This window comes from Flavobacterium sp. B183, assembly GCF_023539155.1.
Lineage (GTDB): Bacteria > Bacteroidota > Bacteroidia > Flavobacteriales > Flavobacteriaceae > Flavobacterium > Flavobacterium tructae.
On the sequence record NZ_CP097434.1, the window covers coordinates 5,416,898 to 5,435,511 of the forward strand.

17 protein-coding genes and 1 pseudogene are annotated in these 18,614 nt (G+C 36.3%); 9 read left to right on the plus strand and 9 right to left on the minus strand.

Features of this window, described 5'->3' with window-relative positions; all coding sequences use genetic code 11:
• Positions 1-48 precede the first annotated feature (48 nt).
• Positions 49-581, minus strand: a pseudogene (cysC, locus tag M4I44_RS22240) (adenylyl-sulfate kinase).
• A gap of 175 nt (positions 582-756) precedes the next feature.
• Here cysC and M4I44_RS22250 point away from each other — a divergent pair.
• The 3 genes from M4I44_RS22250 to M4I44_RS22260 all read left to right on the plus strand — a co-directional run bounded on the left by M4I44_RS22250 (position 757) and on the right by M4I44_RS22260 (position 5,504).
• Positions 757-1,449 (plus strand): NAD-dependent deacylase, encoded by a 693-nt coding sequence (locus M4I44_RS22250; RefSeq protein WP_017495142.1) that lies wholly within the window; start codon positions 757-759, stop codon positions 1,447-1,449.
• A 242-nt stretch (positions 1,450-1,691) separates the two neighbouring features.
• Positions 1,692-3,038: an adenylosuccinate lyase gene (gene purB, locus M4I44_RS22255; RefSeq protein WP_017495141.1), complete on the plus strand. Its 1,347-nt coding sequence runs from the start codon at positions 1,692-1,694 to the stop codon at positions 3,036-3,038.
• A 228-nt stretch (positions 3,039-3,266) separates the two neighbouring features.
• Complete coding sequence (locus M4I44_RS22260; protein WP_017495140.1) at positions 3,267-5,504, plus strand: cation:proton antiporter; 2,238 nt, start codon at positions 3,267-3,269, stop codon at positions 5,502-5,504.
• A gap of 100 nt (positions 5,505-5,604) precedes the next feature.
• Here the strand turns inward: M4I44_RS22260 and M4I44_RS22265 are convergent, their stop codons facing one another.
• From M4I44_RS22265 to M4I44_RS22280, 4 genes are all read right to left on the minus strand, one after another.
• A complete protein-coding gene (locus M4I44_RS22265; protein ID WP_017495139.1) occupies positions 5,605-6,768 on the minus strand; it encodes a chitinase in 1,164 nt (387 codons plus the stop codon).
• A 9-nt stretch (positions 6,769-6,777) separates the two neighbouring features.
• Positions 6,778-7,725: a hypothetical protein gene (locus tag M4I44_RS22270; RefSeq protein WP_249966147.1), complete on the minus strand. Its 948-nt coding sequence runs from the start codon at positions 7,723-7,725 to the stop codon at positions 6,778-6,780.
• A 387-nt stretch (positions 7,726-8,112) separates the two neighbouring features.
• Positions 8,113-8,751, minus strand: coding sequence for a peroxiredoxin (locus M4I44_RS22275; protein ID WP_017495137.1), 639 nt, complete (start codon positions 8,749-8,751; stop codon positions 8,113-8,115).
• Between the two features lie 112 nt (positions 8,752-8,863).
• Positions 8,864-9,775, minus strand: coding sequence for an AEC family transporter (locus M4I44_RS22280; protein ID WP_249966148.1), 912 nt, complete (start codon positions 9,773-9,775; stop codon positions 8,864-8,866).
• 107 nt (positions 9,776-9,882) lie between these two features.
• Here M4I44_RS22280 and M4I44_RS22285 point away from each other — a divergent pair, with 107 nt between their 5' ends.
• The 5 genes from M4I44_RS22285 to meaB all read left to right on the plus strand — a co-directional run bounded on the left by M4I44_RS22285 (position 9,883) and on the right by meaB (position 13,470).
• The gene (locus tag M4I44_RS22285; protein ID WP_017495135.1) at positions 9,883-10,449 is read left to right on the plus strand and encodes a Crp/Fnr family transcriptional regulator; all 567 of its coding nucleotides are present in this window, start codon (positions 9,883-9,885) and stop codon (positions 10,447-10,449) included.
• 55 nt (positions 10,450-10,504) lie between these two features.
• Entirely contained in the window at positions 10,505-10,984 is a 480-nt protein-coding gene (locus M4I44_RS22290) for a hypothetical protein (RefSeq protein WP_249966150.1), read from the plus strand.
• A gap of 128 nt (positions 10,985-11,112) precedes the next feature.
• A complete protein-coding gene (locus tag M4I44_RS22295) occupies positions 11,113-11,520 on the plus strand; it encodes an Rrf2 family transcriptional regulator (RefSeq protein ID WP_017495133.1) in 408 nt (135 codons plus the stop codon).
• Between the two features lie 57 nt (positions 11,521-11,577).
• Positions 11,578-12,219 (plus strand): NAD(P)-dependent oxidoreductase, encoded by a 642-nt coding sequence (locus M4I44_RS22300; protein WP_070907493.1) that lies wholly within the window; start codon positions 11,578-11,580, stop codon positions 12,217-12,219.
• A 159-nt stretch (positions 12,220-12,378) separates the two neighbouring features.
• On the plus strand, positions 12,379-13,470 hold the full coding sequence (gene meaB, locus M4I44_RS22305) for a methylmalonyl Co-A mutase-associated GTPase MeaB (protein WP_249966151.1): 1,092 nt from the start codon (positions 12,379-12,381) through the stop codon (positions 13,468-13,470).
• 20 nt (positions 13,471-13,490) lie between these two features.
• Here the strand turns inward: meaB and M4I44_RS22310 are convergent, their stop codons facing one another.
• The 4 genes from M4I44_RS22310 to M4I44_RS22325 form a co-directional block, all read right to left on the minus strand.
• The gene (locus tag M4I44_RS22310; RefSeq protein WP_249966152.1) at positions 13,491-14,027 is read right to left on the minus strand and encodes a hypothetical protein; all 537 of its coding nucleotides are present in this window, start codon (positions 14,025-14,027) and stop codon (positions 13,491-13,493) included.
• Positions 14,028-14,199: 172 nt separating this feature from the next.
• Positions 14,200-16,140, minus strand: a complete 1,941-nt coding sequence (locus tag M4I44_RS22315; protein ID WP_249966153.1) for an LTA synthase family protein — start codon at positions 16,138-16,140, stop codon at positions 14,200-14,202.
• Between the two features lie 60 nt (positions 16,141-16,200).
• Positions 16,201-16,428, minus strand: coding sequence for a hypothetical protein (locus tag M4I44_RS22320; RefSeq protein ID WP_017495128.1), 228 nt, complete (start codon positions 16,426-16,428; stop codon positions 16,201-16,203).
• A gap of 104 nt (positions 16,429-16,532) precedes the next feature.
• Entirely contained in the window at positions 16,533-17,918 is a 1,386-nt protein-coding gene (locus tag M4I44_RS22325; protein WP_249966154.1) for an MATE family efflux transporter, read from the minus strand.
• Positions 17,919-18,107: 189 nt separating this feature from the next.
• Between M4I44_RS22325 and M4I44_RS22330 the strand changes: the two genes are divergently transcribed.
• Complete coding sequence (locus tag M4I44_RS22330; protein ID WP_083342548.1) at positions 18,108-18,611, plus strand: hypothetical protein; 504 nt, start codon at positions 18,108-18,110, stop codon at positions 18,609-18,611.
• Positions 18,612-18,614: the final 3 nt, after the last annotated feature.

Below are 18,614 nucleotides of genomic sequence, written 5' to 3' on the forward strand. Positions count from 1 at the left end.
AAGAAATAAGTAAAATAAATAGAATTTGGAAACCTGACTTTTAAAAGGTCAAGCCAGATCAGGCAAACTGTTTAAAATAAAATGATACAGTTTATGAGTCGAAACGGGAACGGTTTCTATATCGGTTTTCAGCACTAAATCTGGCTGTAACGGAGTTTCAAAAATATCGCTTATTCCGGTAAAATTCTTTATTTTATCAGGATCATTATCCGATAATAATGCTTTTTTATACAGTCCTTTAGGATCTCTTTCGATTAAATTATCGATCGAACAATCTAAATATACGGTTCTGACAAATTCATGATTGCGCAATTCGTTTCTCAGGTTTTCATACGGATTTATAACTGACATCAAAACGATCGTGTCCGATACAACAAAATTTCGTCCGACATTAAAAAGACGTCTGACATTTTCGCAGCGGTCTTCTTTAGAAAACCCCAAATCTTTACAGATGGTTTTCCGATATACATCACCATCAATTATCTCGACTTTATACTTTTTTCTATTAAAAGCTGTCGAACATTTTCAGCTAATGTTGTTTTACCCGAACCCGATAATCCCGTAAATTGTATTAAAATCATTTTAAAACTCTTTTCTTTTATTGCTCACTAAAACTAGATAATTTGTAAGACCGAAACAATAAGTATAAATACGCTTTTATCGGTTATCTAAACTATCAAAAAAATTATAATGGTAATGCCACTATTCTGAAACTAAATGGAGAAATCACTATTTTTATCCTTTAATTACAATACAATGAAAAAAAAATTAGTGGTTTTAACCGGAGCCGGAATTAGTGCCGAAAGCGGGATCAAAACTTTTCGTGACAGTGATGGTTTATGGGAAGGTCATGATGTGATGGAAGTTGCCACTCCTGAAGGCTGGAGGAAAAATCAGGAATTGGTTCTGGACTTTTACAACAAAAGACGCCAACAGCTTAAGGAAGTAGAACCCAATTCAGGGCATACTATTCTAGCTGAATTAGAGCGTGATTTTGATGTGCACATCATCACTCAAAATGTAGACAATCTGCACGAACGTGCCGGAAGCTCCAAAGTCCTGCATTTACATGGAGAATTACTAAAGGTACGAAGCACACAAAATCGCAACTTAATTTTAGACTGGACAGAAGATCTCTATACCGGTGATCTGGATCAAAACGGACATCAGCTGCGTCCTCATATTGTATGGTTTGGCGAAGATGTTCCTGCTCTTGAAGAAGCCATCGACATTACCGAAACCGCCGATTATTTTGCCGTTATCGGAACATCGTTACAAGTATATCCTGCGGCAGGATTAATTTCATACACGCCTTCTGTCACACCTGTTTTCTATATTGATCCAAATCCAATCAGCATTCCAAACCTTCGTAATAAAGTAGAAGTAATTGCCGAAGTAGCCTCAAAAGGCGTGGCGGCATTGAGAGATCGCTTAAAATCCGGGCTCTAGTTTTTGATTAGTACTTAGTTATTAGTCCCTAGTCCTTAGTCAATAGAAGAAAGAGCAAAGAAGAAAGAACAAAGAACAAAGAGTAAAGAGTAAAGAGCAAAGAGTAACATCTTACATCCAGCCTCCAACATTTCACAATTAACATTTCACAATTAACATCTTACATCCAACATCTAACTTTTAACTCTTTTTTATCCACAAATTCTGTTTATATTTGTGCCTTTCGAACAAACAACATAACAATGACTACTTTAAACGAATTGAATGCTATATCTCCAATTGACGGAAGATATAGAAATAAAACCCTTTCATTAGCACCATTTTTCTCTGAGGAAGCTTTAATCAAATACCGTGTACTGGTTGAAATTGAATATTTCATCGCTTTATGCGAGGTACCTTTGCCACAGCTTTCAGACGTAAATCCTGATCTATTTGAAAGTTTAAGAAACATCTATAAAAATTTCTCTACTGAAGATGCTCTTTGGATTAAAGAAACCGAAAAAGTAACCAATCACGACGTAAAAGCCGTAGAATACTTTATCAAAGATGCTTTCGAAAAACTGGGTTTATCTCAATACAAAGAATTCATTCACTTCGGATTAACTTCTCAGGATATCAACAACACTGCGATTCCACTTTCAACAAAAGAAGCGTTTGAGCAGGTTTATATGCCTTCGTTAATTGCTTTAATTTCTAAATTGAAAGAACTAAGCGTAGAATGGGCTGCTATTCCAATGTTGGCACGCACACACGGACAACCTGCTTCGCCTACTCGTTTAGGAAAAGAAATTTTAGTTTTTGTAGAGCGTTTAGAAGAACAAATGCGTTTGTTATTTAATATTCCGTTTGCGGCTAAATTTGGTGGTGCAACCGGAAATTACAACGCACATCATGTAGCTTACCCACAGATCGACTGGAAACAGTTTGGTAATAAATTTGTAGAAACGGATCTTGGCTTACACCACTCCTTCCCTACCACTCAAATCGAACATTATGACCATTTTGCTGCATTTTTCGATGCTTTAAAAAGAATCAATACGATCATCATCGATTTAGATCGTGATATCTGGACGTATGTTTCGATGGATTATTTCAAACAAAAAATCAAAGCAGGAGAAATTGGTTCCTCTGCTATGCCACATAAAGTAAACCCAATTGATTTCGAAAATTCAGAAGGAAACTTAGGAATTGCGAATGCTATTTTTGAGCATTTAGCCGCAAAATTACCGGTTTCTAGATTGCAGCGTGATTTAACAGACAGCACCGTTTTACGTAATATCGGAGTTCCAATGGGACATACCATTATTGCTTTTGAAGCTTCTCTGAAAGGTTTAAACAAACTATTGCTGAATGAAGCTAAATTTGCTGAAGATTTAGAGAAAAACTGGGCTGTTGTAGCCGAAGCAATTCAAACAATCCTTCGTCGTGAGGCTTATCCAAATCCGTATGAAGCCCTGAAAGGTTTAACCAGAACAAATGAAGCAATTGACAAAAATGCCATTCATAATTTTATTGCTACTTTAGAAGTTTCTGATGCTGTCAGAGCCGAATTATTAGCCATTACTCCTAGTAATTATGTGGGAATTTAAAGAAAACCTAAAATATTTTCTCAAAAAAAGCTATCTTTATCGATAGCTTTTTTATTTACAAATTGTATTAAAAAAATTAGTCCTGCTGATTCACTCCACTTTTATTTTTCAAAGGAGTTCAGTGAATTTATTTGCCATGAAAAACTGTTATTTTCAAACGCCGTATCTTTTTTAGCAAAACACTGAAACAAAAAGCCGGATGATTTTCTTAACAAAAAACACTACTCTATGATCGCATTAAACGCCGCCACCGCATCTACCCACCACCTACAACCTCTAATTAGCGACTTAGGTCTCATCCTGCTGACTGCAGGTATTGCTGTTCTGTTATTTAGACTAATCAAGCAGCCTCTGGTTTTAGGATATCTAATTGCGGGTTTTTTGGCCGGAAATCATTTTGATTTCTTTCCTACCATTACCGAAATGAAAAGTGTTGAAGTATGGGCAGAAATTGGTGTAATCGTTTTACTATTTAGTCTAGGTCTTGAATTTAGTTTTAAAAAGCTAATGAAAGTTGGCGGAACCGCTTCTATAACGGCTATTACCCAAATTATAACAATGGTCGTCATGGGTTATATGGTCGGGCGCTGGATGGGCTGGGAACAAATGGACAGTATCTTCTTAGGTGTCATTCTCTCTATTTCTTCGACAACCATTATCCTGAAAACCTTTGATGAACTAGGCGTAAAAGCTCAAAAATTTGCCGGAATTGTAATCGGGTCTTTAATTGTGCAGGATCTTGTTGCTATTTTGATGATGGTGTTACTTTCAACCATTGCAGTAAGTCAGCAATTTTCAGGAAGTGAACTGATGATGTCTGTGCTAAAACTAATTTTCTTCCTGACCGTCTGGTTTCTGGGCGGAATCTTCTTTATTCCAACCTTACTTAAAAAAGCCAAACATTTACTAACGGACGAAATGTTGCTGATTATTTCGCTTGCTCTTTGTTTAACAATGGTAAGTTTTGCCGCAAATGTTGGTTTCTCACCTGCTCTGGGTGCTTTTATCATGGGATCTATCATTGCCGAAACTACTCAGGCAGAACACATCGAACATCTTATAAAACCCATAAAAGATTTATTTGGAGCTATTTTCTTTGTATCCGTTGGAATGCTTATCGATCCTAAAATGCTATATACACATGCGCTGCCAGTTGCTATTTTAACTTTGGTAACCATCATAGGTCAGTCTGTCAGTTCGACTATTGGTGCATTACTGGCCGGACAACCTTTAAAACAATCTGTACAAACAGGGATGAGTTTATCTCAAATCGGGGAGTTTTCGTTTATCATTGCTACATTGGGAATGACACTAAATGTAACCAGCTCCTTTTTATATCCGGTAGTGGTTGCCGTTTCAGCCATCACTACTTTTACAACGCCGTTTATGGTCAAATATGCCGTGCCATTTTCTGATTTTCTGGAACGAAAACTTCCTAAAAGATGGGTTAAAAACATCAATCGTTACAGTGTCAATGCACAGGCGATAAAATCAGTCAGTGTTTGGCAAAAAGTGCTTAATGCTTATATCATTCAAATCGTTCTGCATACTATTATTATTACAGCAATTATTTTATTATCGGTAAAATTTGTTGCGCCTTTAGTTGCCGAAACAAGATTCGGAAATACATTGGCGGCTCTTATCACTCTGATAATTATTGCGCCGTTCTTATGGGCACTCTCCCTTCGAAGAGTGGCAGTAGAAGAAGTGGATTCTTTATGGGAAGAACGTAAATACCGTGGTGCAATATTGATGCTGATCCTGATTAGAATGAGTCTCGGATTGTTCTTAATCGGATTTTTACTAAACATTTTCTTCTCTCCTTTAGTTGCCTTTATTGCTTTGGTTGTTGCCATTGTGGTCTATCAAATATTCCCTAAAAAATTAAACGAACAATACCATAAAATTGAAAGTCATTTTCTTAAAAATTTAAATGATCGCGAAAACAAAAAAATCGATAGACGTTACGCTAATTTAATGCCATGGGACGGTCACATGTCTTTTTTTGATATTGGGACAGAATCCAATTTAGTGGGGAAAACTTTAGAAGAACTGCGTATTCGTGAATCAATGGGAATCAATATTGCCTACATCAAACGAGGAGATATCACAATTCCAATTCCAACTAAAAATGAACGTCTGTTCCCCGGTGATGAAATTTGTGTTATTGGTACCGATGCTCAGGTTACGGAATTCAATAAATACCTCAATCAAAATGAAATCGAGGCTCCGACAAAAGTAGCAGAAACGGATATTGTTTTACGTCAATTTGAAGTTTCTCAGGAAGACTTTGTACAAAAAAGCATTGGTCAATTCCGTACAAAAACCAATGGTATGGTGGTTGGAATTGAGCGAAATGGAAATAGGATTCTGAATCCGGAATCAAGTTTAATCTTAGAAAAAAATGATATTCTTTGGGTTGTAGGAGATAAAAAGAAAATGGCCGAATTGGTCAAAAGTTACTAAGGCGCTGAGATACTAAGGTACTAAGATGCTAAGGTCCTAAGATGCTAAGAAAAAAAAGCTCCATACAAAAAAATGTATGGAGCTTTTTTATAGTAATACCTTATTTAAACGGTTGCATTTTATCACATTGACATTCGCAATTAGGGTCACTGGTGTTGAGAACCGTTAAATATCTTTGATAAAAACCTCTTCTTGATTGTGTTTTATCACTATCTGCTTTATTGCATTCTAAAGCACCATTGATAATATTAATCGTCGCTCCAAAACCAGGTTTACGTCCTTCATTAATATCCTGTTGGGTAGGCAGCCACTGACCCACCATTACAGCATGACACGAAGGTTTAGGAGCCTGTGGTGTCATCCAAAACCATATGGCAGTCTGAAACGCCAAAGCCGCATCTTTGACGACATTTTCAGGATTTTTAAGCAGTACGTTTTTATCTCCATATAAAAATTCACTTATCTGTCCATAATTATAATTCCAACTCAACTGTATCGGCCCTCGGCCGTGGTAGGATTTCTTTGCCACTGGAGGATAATCCACGTTATTCTCCTCTCTGTAACCTGTCGTGCTATTTTCGTCATACCCTACCTCTTCACGAAAGTATAAGCCCCATGAATAGGCTCCTCCTGGTGCCGTTGGCCAGCCACCCGTAGTTTCATGAGATATATTAGCAAGAAAAGCGGCTAGCTCTCTTTTTCGTACTTCCAAAGAACCAATACTTATAAAATCTGCATAATCAACTTCTTGTCTAACTACTGTATTATTGTTCCAGGAAGCACTGAAATCAGCATCTTCTTTAATCACTTTTGTCTCATTAGTCGATTTTTTAATACGGGTTATTTTCTGAAACCATCCTTTTCTTTCGATAACAACCTTTAGGTCTGCCATAAGATCAACTGCTTTCATCAACGCATCGTAGGTATAAAAATCTTTTGAAGGATTCACTATCCAGTTATTGCTCTGCTCTGCTCCATAACGATAAGGGAACAATACCAGAAATTGCTCTTTGCTTATAAGGTCTTTTAGCCCTGCATTATTCTCTGGGGTACTTGGAGTGTCCGGATTTTTAGGTTCTTCATCAGGTTTAGGATTTTCTGTCGTAGGATCCTTCTTTTCTTCCAAATTATCATGACTACAAGAAAATAGTACTGAAAAGAAACAAAATAAAACAAGTAAGAAAACAAGTGGCGTAAACCTCATTAATAAGGTTTGTTTTTTAGTAACATCGCCTTTACAATTCGTATTGTATTTTTTAGTCATAATGCAATTTTATTTTTTGGATTTATCCAAATTACCAATGGTTAACGTTAGCAATCCTCTACTTTTATTATACAAATTCTGATAGCCTGTAGTGACTCCTTGTGCAGGTGTACGGGTGACATTAGCAATTTGATCTTTGTATGATTTTATTTCGGTATCAGTCAGAGTGGTAGGATTCATGACTACCAAAAGCGATTTAAAACTTTTTTGCGAATTCGTACTGTTCGGAATCCTTGTTTTATTGGTAAAACGGGGATCATTATAAATAGCCAGACTCTCGGCATCTTTAATCTCCGAAGCAGGAATCGCTCCTGCAAGATACAATTCAATATCAGCAATGTTATTGGATACTCCGCTAAGTATCCCTTTTACTTTATCCCAATGGTATACATAATCTTGCGGAACAGCATAATTGCCCCATCTGTGAAACATCTCATGTAAAATAGGTCCGCCCTGGATATTGTTTAGGTAAAGAAAATAAACTCCTTGCAGTTTACCCGTAGAACCATAATCTTTTGTACTGTCAAACAAACTAAGTCCGATACCCTGCGTATCATTTTTTACACTTTGATAAATACCATAAGGCATTCCTGTAGGAGGAGTACTTGTTGCATTATTCAATACGATCACAATAAAATCAAAATCATCTTTCAAAACCGGATAAATTTCAGTTTTACAAAGCGTTTTAAGTTTCTCTACCGTGGCTGTTTCATTAATAGTGTGGCTGTTCCAGTAATTAAAATCGTCTTGTGATAATTTTAAAACTCCAAACGTATTGGAGGATTCTATATTCAGGTTCGTGGTAACAGCTGGTGGAGGTGTCTGTGTCTCGGGATTTGTAGTCTCAGGTGTCTTTGATTCAGAATCAACCGGACTATCTCCCTTATCACAGCTATTGAAAAGAAATAGCATAGTTACGAGCGAACCGATCGTACTTAAGTTTGTTTTAGAAATCATATTATTCTGGGGTTTAGTTACCTTTTTTTGAATACCATAAAGAAGTTGCTTTTAGTATCGACTTTAGCAAACTGAAAATTAGGTCCAAACCTTTTGGAGCAATTCGGATTTCAATCGTGGCCAATACCAAGAATCCCTTACTTAAGCATTCATGCAGCGAACTTACAATACAAATCTTTTATTGTGAAAAACAATTCAATAGTTGGTAGCTTTTGTTTCATAAGCGGACAACTAATCACTTTTTCTGTCTACTTTAAACAGTATAATCCCAAAATTATTATTCGACTCCTGAATCTGGAAAAAATAAAGATTCCGAACCTTTAAGAAAAAACTCTTAAAAACTCGGAATCTTTATTAAATCGCAATGACTAAAAAAAACTCAGCCCCTTACTTATTAGGCTGCGGTGTAATACGCAAATAAGGTTTTATCGGTGTATATCCTTTTGGAAATTTCGCAGGAATATCACTATCCGGAACAGCCGGTGTAATCACTACATCTTCTCCGTCTTTCCAGTTGGCGGGAGTAGCTACACTATAGTTGGCTGTTAATTGCAAACTGTCTATAACACGGAGTAACTCGTCAAAATTTCTTCCTGTAGAAGCCGGGTAGGTTAAAGTAAGTTTGATCTTTTTATCGGCACCCACTACAAACACAGAACGCACCGTAAATTTATCACTTGCATTTGGATGCAGCATATCGTATAAAGTCGCAATTCTTTTATCCTCGTCCGCAATAATTGGAAAATTAACTGTCGTATTCTGAGTTTCGTTAATGTCCTTGATCCACTCTAAATGGGAGTCTAAACCATCTACACTTAACGCAATGACTTTTGTATTTCTTTTGGTAAATTCCGGAAGGTAATTCGCAACTGTTCCCAATTCAGTAGTACAAACCGGAGTAAAATCTGAAGGATGAGAAAATAAAACACCCCAGGAATCACCTAACCATTCATGAAATTTAACGGGTCCTTCGGTTGTTTCTGCATGAAAATCCGGAGCAATATCTCCTAATCTTAATGTTGACATAATAATATATTTTTTAGTTTCTCTAAAATTAGTCAAAAAAAGCACAAAGAAAACACCGATTTTCTAAAAAAAAGTTAAAGTTCTACATTCTCTATCTAATTAGTATTTAAAACTAAATTAAACTCAGAATCCAATACCAAATGCTAAGGGTAATAAATGAAATCGGGATTCCGAAACCAATCATCATACTGCTCAATCTCGGTTTCAATCCATAAGTCGAAGCTAAGATCGCACCTGTAATCATGGGAGCCATGGCCATTTCCATAATGGTTATTTTAATGGCTTCAGAATGCTGCTTTAAAATAAAAACGTATACAACCAAAATAACCAACGGAACTACTACAAGCCGAAAGAAAAGTCCGAGACGTAAAAATTGCCAATGCTGGCTTTTTCGATCAAAAGTAAGCTGTAATCCAACCGAAAGTAAGGCCAAAGGAGTTACAAGGCTTCCTACTTTGACCAAAACGGACTGAATATTTGTATGTAAATCGTATTGAAGAACATTCAGCAAACAAGCCCCTAAAAAAGTAATAAACGGAGGGAATAAGATGATCTTTTTTAAAATACTTAGAGCATCCGCACTTCCTTTAGAATAAAAAGCTGCTACAAAAACGCCAAGTGTAGAAACCACTACAAAAGTTCCCGGCTGGTCTACAAGAATTGCGGTTTCTAAGCCTTTTTTACCAAACAGAGCTTCAATTATAGGGTAACCTAAAAAAGAAGAATTACACAGTCCCGCTGTTAAAATCAGGCAGCCAATCAATTTGTTTGACCAGCCTAATCTTCTTCCGAGAAAATGAAAAAATACAAGAGCCAGTAGAAAACCAATCCAGCCCGACAGTATGGGGAACAGTAGTTCATTGCTCCATTTTATTTTCGGAATATGATACAAAGTAATTGCGGGCAGGCAGACGTAAAGGACGACCTTATTTAAAACCTTATAAAGGTGAGTTGGAAATTGCTTTATACGCTGTAAAAGTAAACCCAGTGCAAGAAATAGAAATATTTGAATAAAGTTGCTCATATCATTTAGTAGTCACAAAAATAGACATTTATTATGGGATGCATCACACAAATCAGATTGCTTCTCTTCTTTTTTTTGCTACTTTTAAGATCTAATTTCAAAAACAAATGCAATCGATAAGAGACAATTTTGAACGAATGGCGAAACTTTCAGATGCCGAATGGAATACTTTTTCATCTAAGCTCATCCGGGAAGAATTTCCAAAGAAAACCCCAATACTGAAAGCGGGTACCATCGAAAATTATCTTTCTTTTGTCGAAAAAGGATTGGTAAGATATTACATTCCCGGTGAGGATCACGACCGTACTTTTACTTTTGTATTCGATGGTGAATTTACGAGTGGTTATGATTCGTTTATCACAAGACTACCTGTCACTTATACGATTGAAACCCTCGCAGAAACCGTTCTTTGGCGTATATCTTACGAAGATCTTCAGGATATTTATACCGAAACTAAGATTGGCAATACCATCGGACGCTTTGCCAGTGAAGGATTGTTTCTTAAAAAAACAAAAAGAGAACTTTCACTGCTGAACGAATCCGCCGAGCAGCGTTATCTGAATCTGTTTACAGAACAGCCACAGCTCATACAAAGGATTCCTCAAAAATATCTTGCCTCTTATATCGGCATCACTCCACAAGCTTTGAGCAGAATCAGAAAACGTATTTATTAACCCAGGTTCATTGTTTTCAATCGCTTTACTGCGCAACTTTGTTAAAAAAAAAGATATGGAAACTTTAATTGTGTTAGTAGGTGTTTTTGTCCTTACGTTGCTTTTTATAAAGCTAATCTCAAAAAAAATTGAAATTTTTCAGTCAGCCAGAATTGCCATGGCTGTCATGCTTGTCTTTACTGCCGTAAGTCATTTTGTATTTACCAAGGGAATGGCGATGATGGTCTCTTTTTTACCCTGGCCAATAGCAATTGTTTATGCAACGGGAATTATAGAACTCATGGCAGCAGTGGGCTTATTGATTCCAAAAACGAGAGTGCTTACCGCTAAATTGCTGATCGTGTTTTTTATCATTTTACTTCCCGCCAATATCTATGCTGCCGCGCACAGTATCAATTTACAAGCAGCCAATTATGACGGAAAAGGCATTTCTTACTTATGGTTCAGAGTACCGCTGCAACTTTTGTTTATTAGCTGGGTATACTTCTCTTCCATCAAAAAACAATCTAGCTTTAAAGGAGTTACAACTTACTAAACCTTGCATTTTGTGTCACTTTAACCTGAACTTCTTTGCAGGATAGTTTCGGAATAGAATTAATTTTTAGTTAAAACTTTTTTTTGTTTCAAAAAACATCATACATTTGTAATATATTTTATTACAGTATGATTTCAGGTAAGTTTGCCATAACGATTCACATTTTAACTTTGCTCACTAAATTCCCGAACGATTTTTTATCGTCGGAATTTATTGCAGGAAGTATTAATCTGAATCCGGTTTTGGTGCGAAAAGAAATTGCCAATTTAAAAGCACATCATGTTGTTGAAAGTAAAGAAGGTAAAAACGGCGGTACAAGACTGGCGGTTGATCCTTCGAAAATTACATTGAAAGAAATATTTGAAATGACTTTTGAAACGATCAATCTGGGTTATGCCAAAAATCAGCCTAATCCGGATTGTCCGGTTGGAAAAAAGATCAATCAAAACTTGAGTTCTTTGTATGCTGAAATGAATCAAAAAGTTAGTTTACAATTAGATGGAGTCTCTCTGGAAGATTTTTCTAATCAATTCTAAAACTATTTTTTTACACAAAACTGTAACATTTTTTATTACTAATTAAATTTATATATTATGAAAATCGCAATTATTGGAGCAACCGGATTTGTAGGTACCGCAATCTTAAACGAACTGGCTAACAGAAATCATGACCTTACGGCTATTGCAAGAACCCCAAAAGACAGCTCAAATGCAACGTGGAAAAGTGCAGACATTTTTAATGTAGAAGCTTTGTCTGAAATTTTGAAAGGAAATGATATCGTTATCAATGCTTACAATTCGGGATGGACCAATCCAAATATCTATGATGATTTTATTGCCGGATCAAAAGCCATTCAGGAAGCGGTGAAAAAATCGGGGGTAAAACGTTTTATTACTATCGGAGGAGCGGGAAGTTTGTTTGTTGCTCCGGGCCTACAGGCAGTTGACACACCTGATTTTCCAAAAGAATACCATGCAGGAGCCACGGCAGCAAGAGATTATTTGAATATTTTAAAAGAAGAAAAAGAACTGGATTGGGCTTTCTTTAGTCCTGCTTTTGAAATGCATCAGGGAATTACCACCGGACGAACCGGAAAATACCGCTTAGGTTTAGAAAATCCGGTTTTTAATGACGACCAAAGAAGTATTCTATCCGTAGAAGATCTGGCAGTCGTTATCGCTGACGAAGCGGAAACTCCGAAACATCATCAGGTTCGTTTTACAGCGGCTTATTAAGACATTATTTAAGGGACAGAGGTACAAAGAGGCAAAGTCGCAAAGGTTTTTCCTCCTTGTACCTTTGTACCTTTGAACCTTTGAACCTTTGCAGCTAAAAAAAATCCTTTTTGAAACTGTTTTTGTTTTCTGTACTTTTACACTACCAAAAAGTATACTTTGTCAGGTTCAAAAAAACGATCAAGCAGTTTACACGAAAAAGCCGGAATTTCTCCTCCAGAAATCACCAATATCTCTGCTATTCAGCAAATTAAAAAAAATAGAAGACAACAACCCTCTTCAAAGGAGTTAATTGATGGTATACTAACCGGAAATATCACGGCTCTGAGTCGTGCTATCACACTGGTTGAAAGTACCAATCCGGAACATACTGCAAAAGCAAACGAGGTTATAAAAGGTTGTCTGCCACATGCCAATCAATCGATCCGAATTGGAATCACTGGAGTTCCCGGTGTTGGAAAAAGTACTTTTATTGAAACTTTCGGCAGCTACCTGACTCAATTGGGAAAAAAAGTAGCCGTTCTGGCAGTTGATCCCAGCAGCTCTATTTCACACGGCAGTATTTTAGGTGATAAAACCCGAATGGAAGAACTTGTAAAAGACGAAAATGCTTTTATCAGACCAAGTGCTTCGGGAGATACTTTAGGCGGTGTAGCTCGTAAAACAAGGGAATCGATTATTTTATGTGAGGCAGCAGGTTTTGATACGATTGTTATAGAAACAGTTGGTGTAGGACAAAGTGAAACTGCCGTTCACAGCATGGTGGACTTTTTTTTACTACTAAAAATTTCAGGTGCAGGAGACGAACTTCAGGGTATCAAACGCGGTATTATGGAAATGGCTGATGCTATCGTAATCAACAAAGCGGATGGCGACAACATTAAAAAAGCCAATCAGGCCAAACTGGAATTCAACAGGGCTTTGCATTTGTTTCCTCCAAAAAAATCGAACTGGCAGCCAAAAGTTACTACCTGCAGTGCCATTACCAAAGAGGGCATCTCTGAAATCTGGAATACTATTGCTGATTATACAGAAACAACCAGCTCAACCGGCTTCTTTCAGGAAAGACGAAAAGAGCAAAATCAGTTCTGGATGATGGAAGCCATTGATGAACATTTGAAATCAAACTTTTACAATCATCCTGAGATTATTGGGCAATTGATACAAATCAAAAAAGCGGTGCAAAATGATGAAATATCACCTTTTGCAGCCGCTCAGTTTTTATTAGATAAATATAAAAACAGCTTCTAATTTCTTAAAGCTTTTTTCATTTATTTCACATTAATAACAAGTGTATAGGTCTCTTCACTTTCTTGAATAGGGTATTTACCGGGAACTAAAATATTTGAATTGAATTTTAGAGATTTAACTAATTCCGGATCTATAGTCTGTCCCTCAGGTATTAAATAAACTTCTCTATTTCGCAATAATACTTTTTTATGTTCTGGGGTTAAAGCACTTTTTTGAATTTCCATAACAAAATTTCCTTTTTCATTTGTAACACGTACCGGTGTTCCGTCAGGGGCTGGTTTCAAAAAGCTAAAGGTTCCCCATAAGTAAAAAATAAAATTACAAAACCCTTCTGGCTGGCTGCAATCAACATTATGTGCTCCCCAATCTCGCACAATAACTCCTTCATAGTGAGGCAATCTTCTTTGAGTATTGGATTGATTTTGCTGCTCAGTGTTGGATAATTGAGTATTTTGATCTTCAACAGATTCGTTGTTGCAGCTTATAAAAAAAGCGGCAGACACAAAAACTAACATTACTTTTAATACTTCAGATTTTTTTTTTGGTAATTTTTTCATAATAAATAAATTTAATTGTCCTTACTCTATCACAGGCTTTTCAGGTTACGCCTTTTGGTTTAGTATAAATCAATTAAATTATTTTTTGTTACCCCTATTTTTAAATTTTAACAAAAAAAAGCTGCTAAGTATTTCTATACTTAGCAGCTTTTTTTTTACAATAAACTGAAAATTACTTTTTCTTATCCCTAAGTTTATATTTATTTTCTTTATATAAATTTCCTGCTGTAATAACATGTGCCAAAGCATCTTTTGCTAAGTCTTCATTTAATTTAACAGGAATTAAAGTGGTGTCGTTTTTGATTTCAAACTGTAAGGGTTTCAAATTAGGCTGCATGATTACGACCTGGTTCTCGACTCTGAAAGCGTTAATATCATTGAACTGCATAATTGATCTTCCTTGCGTTTTTGGATCTAATTTGTTTAGATTTCTTCCTACCATCGGAATTTCAAACGGTAATCCCAAATAGCTCAACAAAGTTGGCGGAATATCAATCTGACTTGCCAATTTATTGTATACAGTTCCTTTTTTAACTCCTGGCCCCATGATCAGAGCCGGAATATGAAATTTATTGATTGGCACTAAATTTTTACCGTAGGTTCTCGTATTGTGGTCCGCGATTACGATAAAAATGGTGTTTTTGAAATAAGGCTCTTTTTTAGCCATTTCGAAAAATTTCCCAATCGAGAAATCGGCATATTTCATAGCATTATTAACCGTTGCAGGTTTGGCATCATAAGGTTTGATACGTCCCGCAGGATATTCAAAAGGCTCATGATTGGAAGTCGAAAACATTAAAGAGAAGAATGGTTTATCTCCTTTTGCTTTAAAATAATTATTGGCTTTGGTTACCAGATCTTCATCTGAATACCCCCAGGTTCCTTTAAAAGCGTATTTGTTTCCGTCTGACTCAAAATCCTCCTGATCTACGATATCCTGAAATCCATTTCCATTAAAAAAAGAAGCCATATTATCAAAATTCGCCATTCCGCCATAAATAAAACTGGTTTCGTACCCTTTTTGTTTCAAGGCATCGGCTAAAGTGAAAAATCCTTGCTGCGAGTTTCCTAATTTCACGACACTTTCTGAAGGCGAAGGTAAAAATCCGGTTACTACTGCTTCGATTCCACGTACGCTTCGGGTTCCTGTACAATACAAGTTGGTAAACAATAAACCTTCTTTTGACAGTTTATCAAATTCAGGCGTTAAAGGCTTTCCTCCTAAAATTCCAACGTACTCTGCTCCTAAACTCTCTTGTAGAAAAATAACTAAATTGTAAGGTTTCTTTAAAAGTGTGTCCGGTTGCTGTACATGTAAAAACGGAATTTCGGCATCTGTAAAATCACCAGGACCGGCGATCATGTATTTTTTAACACGGGCAATGGCCTCGGCTTCTTCCATTTTACCATACATCTTGGTGTTTCCTTCATTTTTAATGGAATATGCCGCAAAAGCAACGGTATAAAAAGAATTCAATCCCAAAGTATTAGTCAGCTGATCTGTTGAGAAAACAGCATTACTGGCATTGATCGGACGTTTTGAGGTAAGACTTGAACGTGCTCCAAAAAACAATAAAAAAGCCAATAACGGAAAAACCATCAATTTAAATTTATAGTCTGCACTGCTCGTGTAGAAGTATTTTTTTCCTTTTTTGAAGGCAAAATACAAGACTACTCCTAAAATTAAAAAAGTCACAATGATCGAAGTCAGATAACTTTTAAGCAGCATTCCAACTACCTCTTTTGGATAGATCAGATAGTCTAAGAAAATTTTATTGGGACGTGTATCGTATTGTTTTACAAAATCGGGCGTTGCCAACTCTACAAACAGAATCAGAAACAGCAATAAAAAACTATAAATTACAAGAAATTTATTGGTAAACTTTGATGCTTTATCGGGCAGAAAAGTAATTAAAACTGCCGGCAGGAAAGACATATAGCAAAGTAAAATCAAATCCATTCGAAGTCCGATTGGAAAAATGTACCAGAAATTTGGTGTTTCTGTTACTCTGTCTTTAAAAATAAAAAATAAAAACAATCGGCTTAAAGTGGTAATGAGCAAACCGATCGCGATGAAGTTAATGATAGGTTTTAAAAAACTTAATTTTTTCATTAGAAATATTTAAATGTTTTTAGATTGGGGTACATCCTAAAGACACACCTCTGTTCGTCTTTACTCTTCGTAACGGTTTATTTCACGATCGTAAAACTCGTTTGCCAAAACAATTAAACCTTCCATTTCAGCATTTAACTCTGCCTCATCAAGATCTTCCGCTTCTTCCATGAATTCTACCTCATCATCTTTTAAATTGATAATGAATCTTGGATAATCCAGGTGAATGATGAAAATATCATCTGGAAAATCAGTATTGTCTCCGAGTAAAAATTTAGGTAATTCCATTTGTATTGATTTATTATTTTTATGTATTGGCTCACCAATTGCAGCGGTTTCAAAGTGTTTTAAAGATCCTTTTTAACTGCAACTGATTCTTTTGCAGTCCAAATTTAAGTATTTGAAACTGAATTTTTGATTAATTTTTTAGTCAGGTAATGAAATCTAAGATAAAGAAATATTGCAGCAGTCGTTAATCCCGCCAAAAGTCCTATCCAAACTCCCTGCGCTTTTAGTTCTGTATATTCGGCAAGATAATAGGAAATCGGGAAACCAACGATCCAATAGGCTACAAATGTAATGTACATCGGGATTTTCACATCCTGCAATCCACGTAATGCTCCCAGAACAACCACCTGAATTCCATCAGAAATCTGAAAAACGGCTGCAATTAAAAGTAATTTTGACGCGATACCGATTACCTCGTTGTTATCCAGAAGCTGCCCTCCGTTTTCCATATTCAAAAACATATGAGGCAGGAAATCATGAAACGCTACAAACAGAATCGCAAAGAATGTTTCGATGATAATCGCGAGCAAAAAGATCGAACGCGCTACCACAACTAAGTTTTTATAGTCCATCAAACCTCTTTGATTGCTTACTCTAATCATCGAAGTTACACTTAATCCCATAGCAAACATAAAGGTCATTGACGCCAGACTTAAGGCAATTTGATTGGCGGCCTGACTGGTTTTCCCAATGTTTCCGCAAAGCCAGATCGACGCAGTAAACAAAACCACTTCAAAAAGCATTTGCATCGCCGATGGAAATCCGATACTGATTATCTTTTTCAGCGTTTCCTTTTTGATTTGATTAAAACTAAAGTTTTTAAAGAAACGTTTCAAATCGTTTCTTCTCGAAAGCATAATGTGCATGAACATCACTAAAAATATTCTTGAAATCACCGTGCCCAATGCTGCTCCGATAATTCCCATTTTTGGAAAAATCCAGATTCCATAGATCAACATATAGTTGATTCCAACGTGCAGCACATTGGCCATAACCATGGCATACATTGAATATTTGGTCAGTGAAAGACCGTCGGCAAATTGTTTGTACCCCTGATAGACAATTAACGGAATCAAAGAGAAAGCGACCCAATCCAGATACGGTTTCGCAAGAGCAATTACATCGGCAGGCTGCTCTAGTAATTCCATTAACGGTTTGGCCAAAACAATAACTCCAAAAAGCAATAGTCCTAACAAGATGCATAAAAACAATCCGTGATGAAATGCGGAACGAATTTTACTATCGTTTTTTTCGGCGTCACCTTCCGCTACAATCGGTGTAATGGCGGTCGAAAAACCAATTCCTAATGACATGGCGATAAAAATCAAACTGTTTCCTAACGAAACGGCTGCCAATTCTGTACTTCCTAGCTTTCCTACCATTATATTGTCGACAATTCCTATTAGAGTGTGTCCGACCATTCCTAATATAATAGGGTATGCTAATCTTAAATTATATGAAAACTCTTTGGTATACTGCTTAAAATTCACTTCGATTCTTTTTTAGTCGGCAAAGATAATCAGAAGCTTTGGATTCTTTGTTACGATTAAAAACATAAGCTAATATTAAGTGCTTTTTAAGCGACACCGATATTATATAACAAATCCTAAAAATTATATAACAGAATGTTAAGATCCTGAAACTAATTTTACACTATTAGAAATTCAAAAATGATTGTCATGAGAAATTTAAAAATGTTATGCCTCGCTGCTTTCGCTTTCTTATACGCCAATACTACTTTCGCTCAGGACAGTACCATTAAGAATTATAATCAGGGTTTTAGATTAGGCTTTGGTTTAAATGGTGGTATCCCGACGGATAATGACTATAAATGGTCCCTTGGCGGAGATGTTCGTCTGCAGTACGATTTATCTAAAAAAACATCGCTAACCTTAACAACAGGTTTTACGAATCTGTTTATGAAAAATGACGCAAAAGATCTTGGATTCATTCCGGCGAAAGCAGGTTTTAAAGCTTTTATCTGGGAAGATCAGTTTTATGTTTTAGGAGAAGTAGGTGCCGGTTTTGCTGTCACAAACGGGTATGACGATACTACTTTTTTATGGGCACCGGGAATTGGCTATGCCAACAAATACATTGATATCAGTGTCCGTTATGAGGATTATAATAAATTCAAAACCAATCAGGTTGCTTTACGTTTAGCCTATGGCTTTGATTTATAAAGA

Bases quoted from the DNA above. Each gene is read 5' to 3' on its own strand.
- M4I44_RS22250 (WP_017495142.1), top strand. From the start codon at position 757: ATGAAAAAAAAATTAGTGGTTTTAACCGGAGCCGGAATTAGTGCCGAA.
- purB (WP_017495141.1), top strand. From the start codon at position 1,692: ATGACTACTTTAAACGAATTGAATGCTATATCTCCAATTGACGGAAGA.
- M4I44_RS22260 (WP_017495140.1), top strand. From the start codon at position 3,267: ATGATCGCATTAAACGCCGCCACCGCATCTACCCACCACCTACAACCT.
- M4I44_RS22265 (WP_017495139.1), bottom strand. From the start codon at position 6,768: ATGACTAAAAAATACAATACGAATTGTAAAGGCGATGTTACTAAAAAA.
- M4I44_RS22270 (WP_249966147.1), bottom strand. From the start codon at position 7,725: ATGATTTCTAAAACAAACTTAAGTACGATCGGTTCGCTCGTAACTATG.
- M4I44_RS22275 (WP_017495137.1), bottom strand. From the start codon at position 8,751: ATGTCAACATTAAGATTAGGAGATATTGCTCCGGATTTTCATGCAGAA.
- M4I44_RS22280 (WP_249966148.1), bottom strand. From the start codon at position 9,775: ATGAGCAACTTTATTCAAATATTTCTATTTCTTGCACTGGGTTTACTT.
- M4I44_RS22285 (WP_017495135.1), top strand. From the start codon at position 9,883: ATGCAATCGATAAGAGACAATTTTGAACGAATGGCGAAACTTTCAGAT.
- M4I44_RS22290 (WP_249966150.1), top strand. From the start codon at position 10,505: ATGGAAACTTTAATTGTGTTAGTAGGTGTTTTTGTCCTTACGTTGCTT.
- M4I44_RS22295 (WP_017495133.1), top strand. From the start codon at position 11,113: ATGATTTCAGGTAAGTTTGCCATAACGATTCACATTTTAACTTTGCTC.
- M4I44_RS22300 (WP_070907493.1), top strand. From the start codon at position 11,578: ATGAAAATCGCAATTATTGGAGCAACCGGATTTGTAGGTACCGCAATC.
- M4I44_RS22310 (WP_249966152.1), bottom strand. From the start codon at position 14,027: ATGAAAAAATTACCAAAAAAAAAATCTGAAGTATTAAAAGTAATGTTA.
- M4I44_RS22315 (WP_249966153.1), bottom strand. From the start codon at position 16,140: ATGAAAAAATTAAGTTTTTTAAAACCTATCATTAACTTCATCGCGATC.
- M4I44_RS22320 (WP_017495128.1), bottom strand. From the start codon at position 16,428: ATGGAATTACCTAAATTTTTACTCGGAGACAATACTGATTTTCCAGAT.
- M4I44_RS22330 (WP_083342548.1), top strand. From the start codon at position 18,108: ATGAGAAATTTAAAAATGTTATGCCTCGCTGCTTTCGCTTTCTTATAC.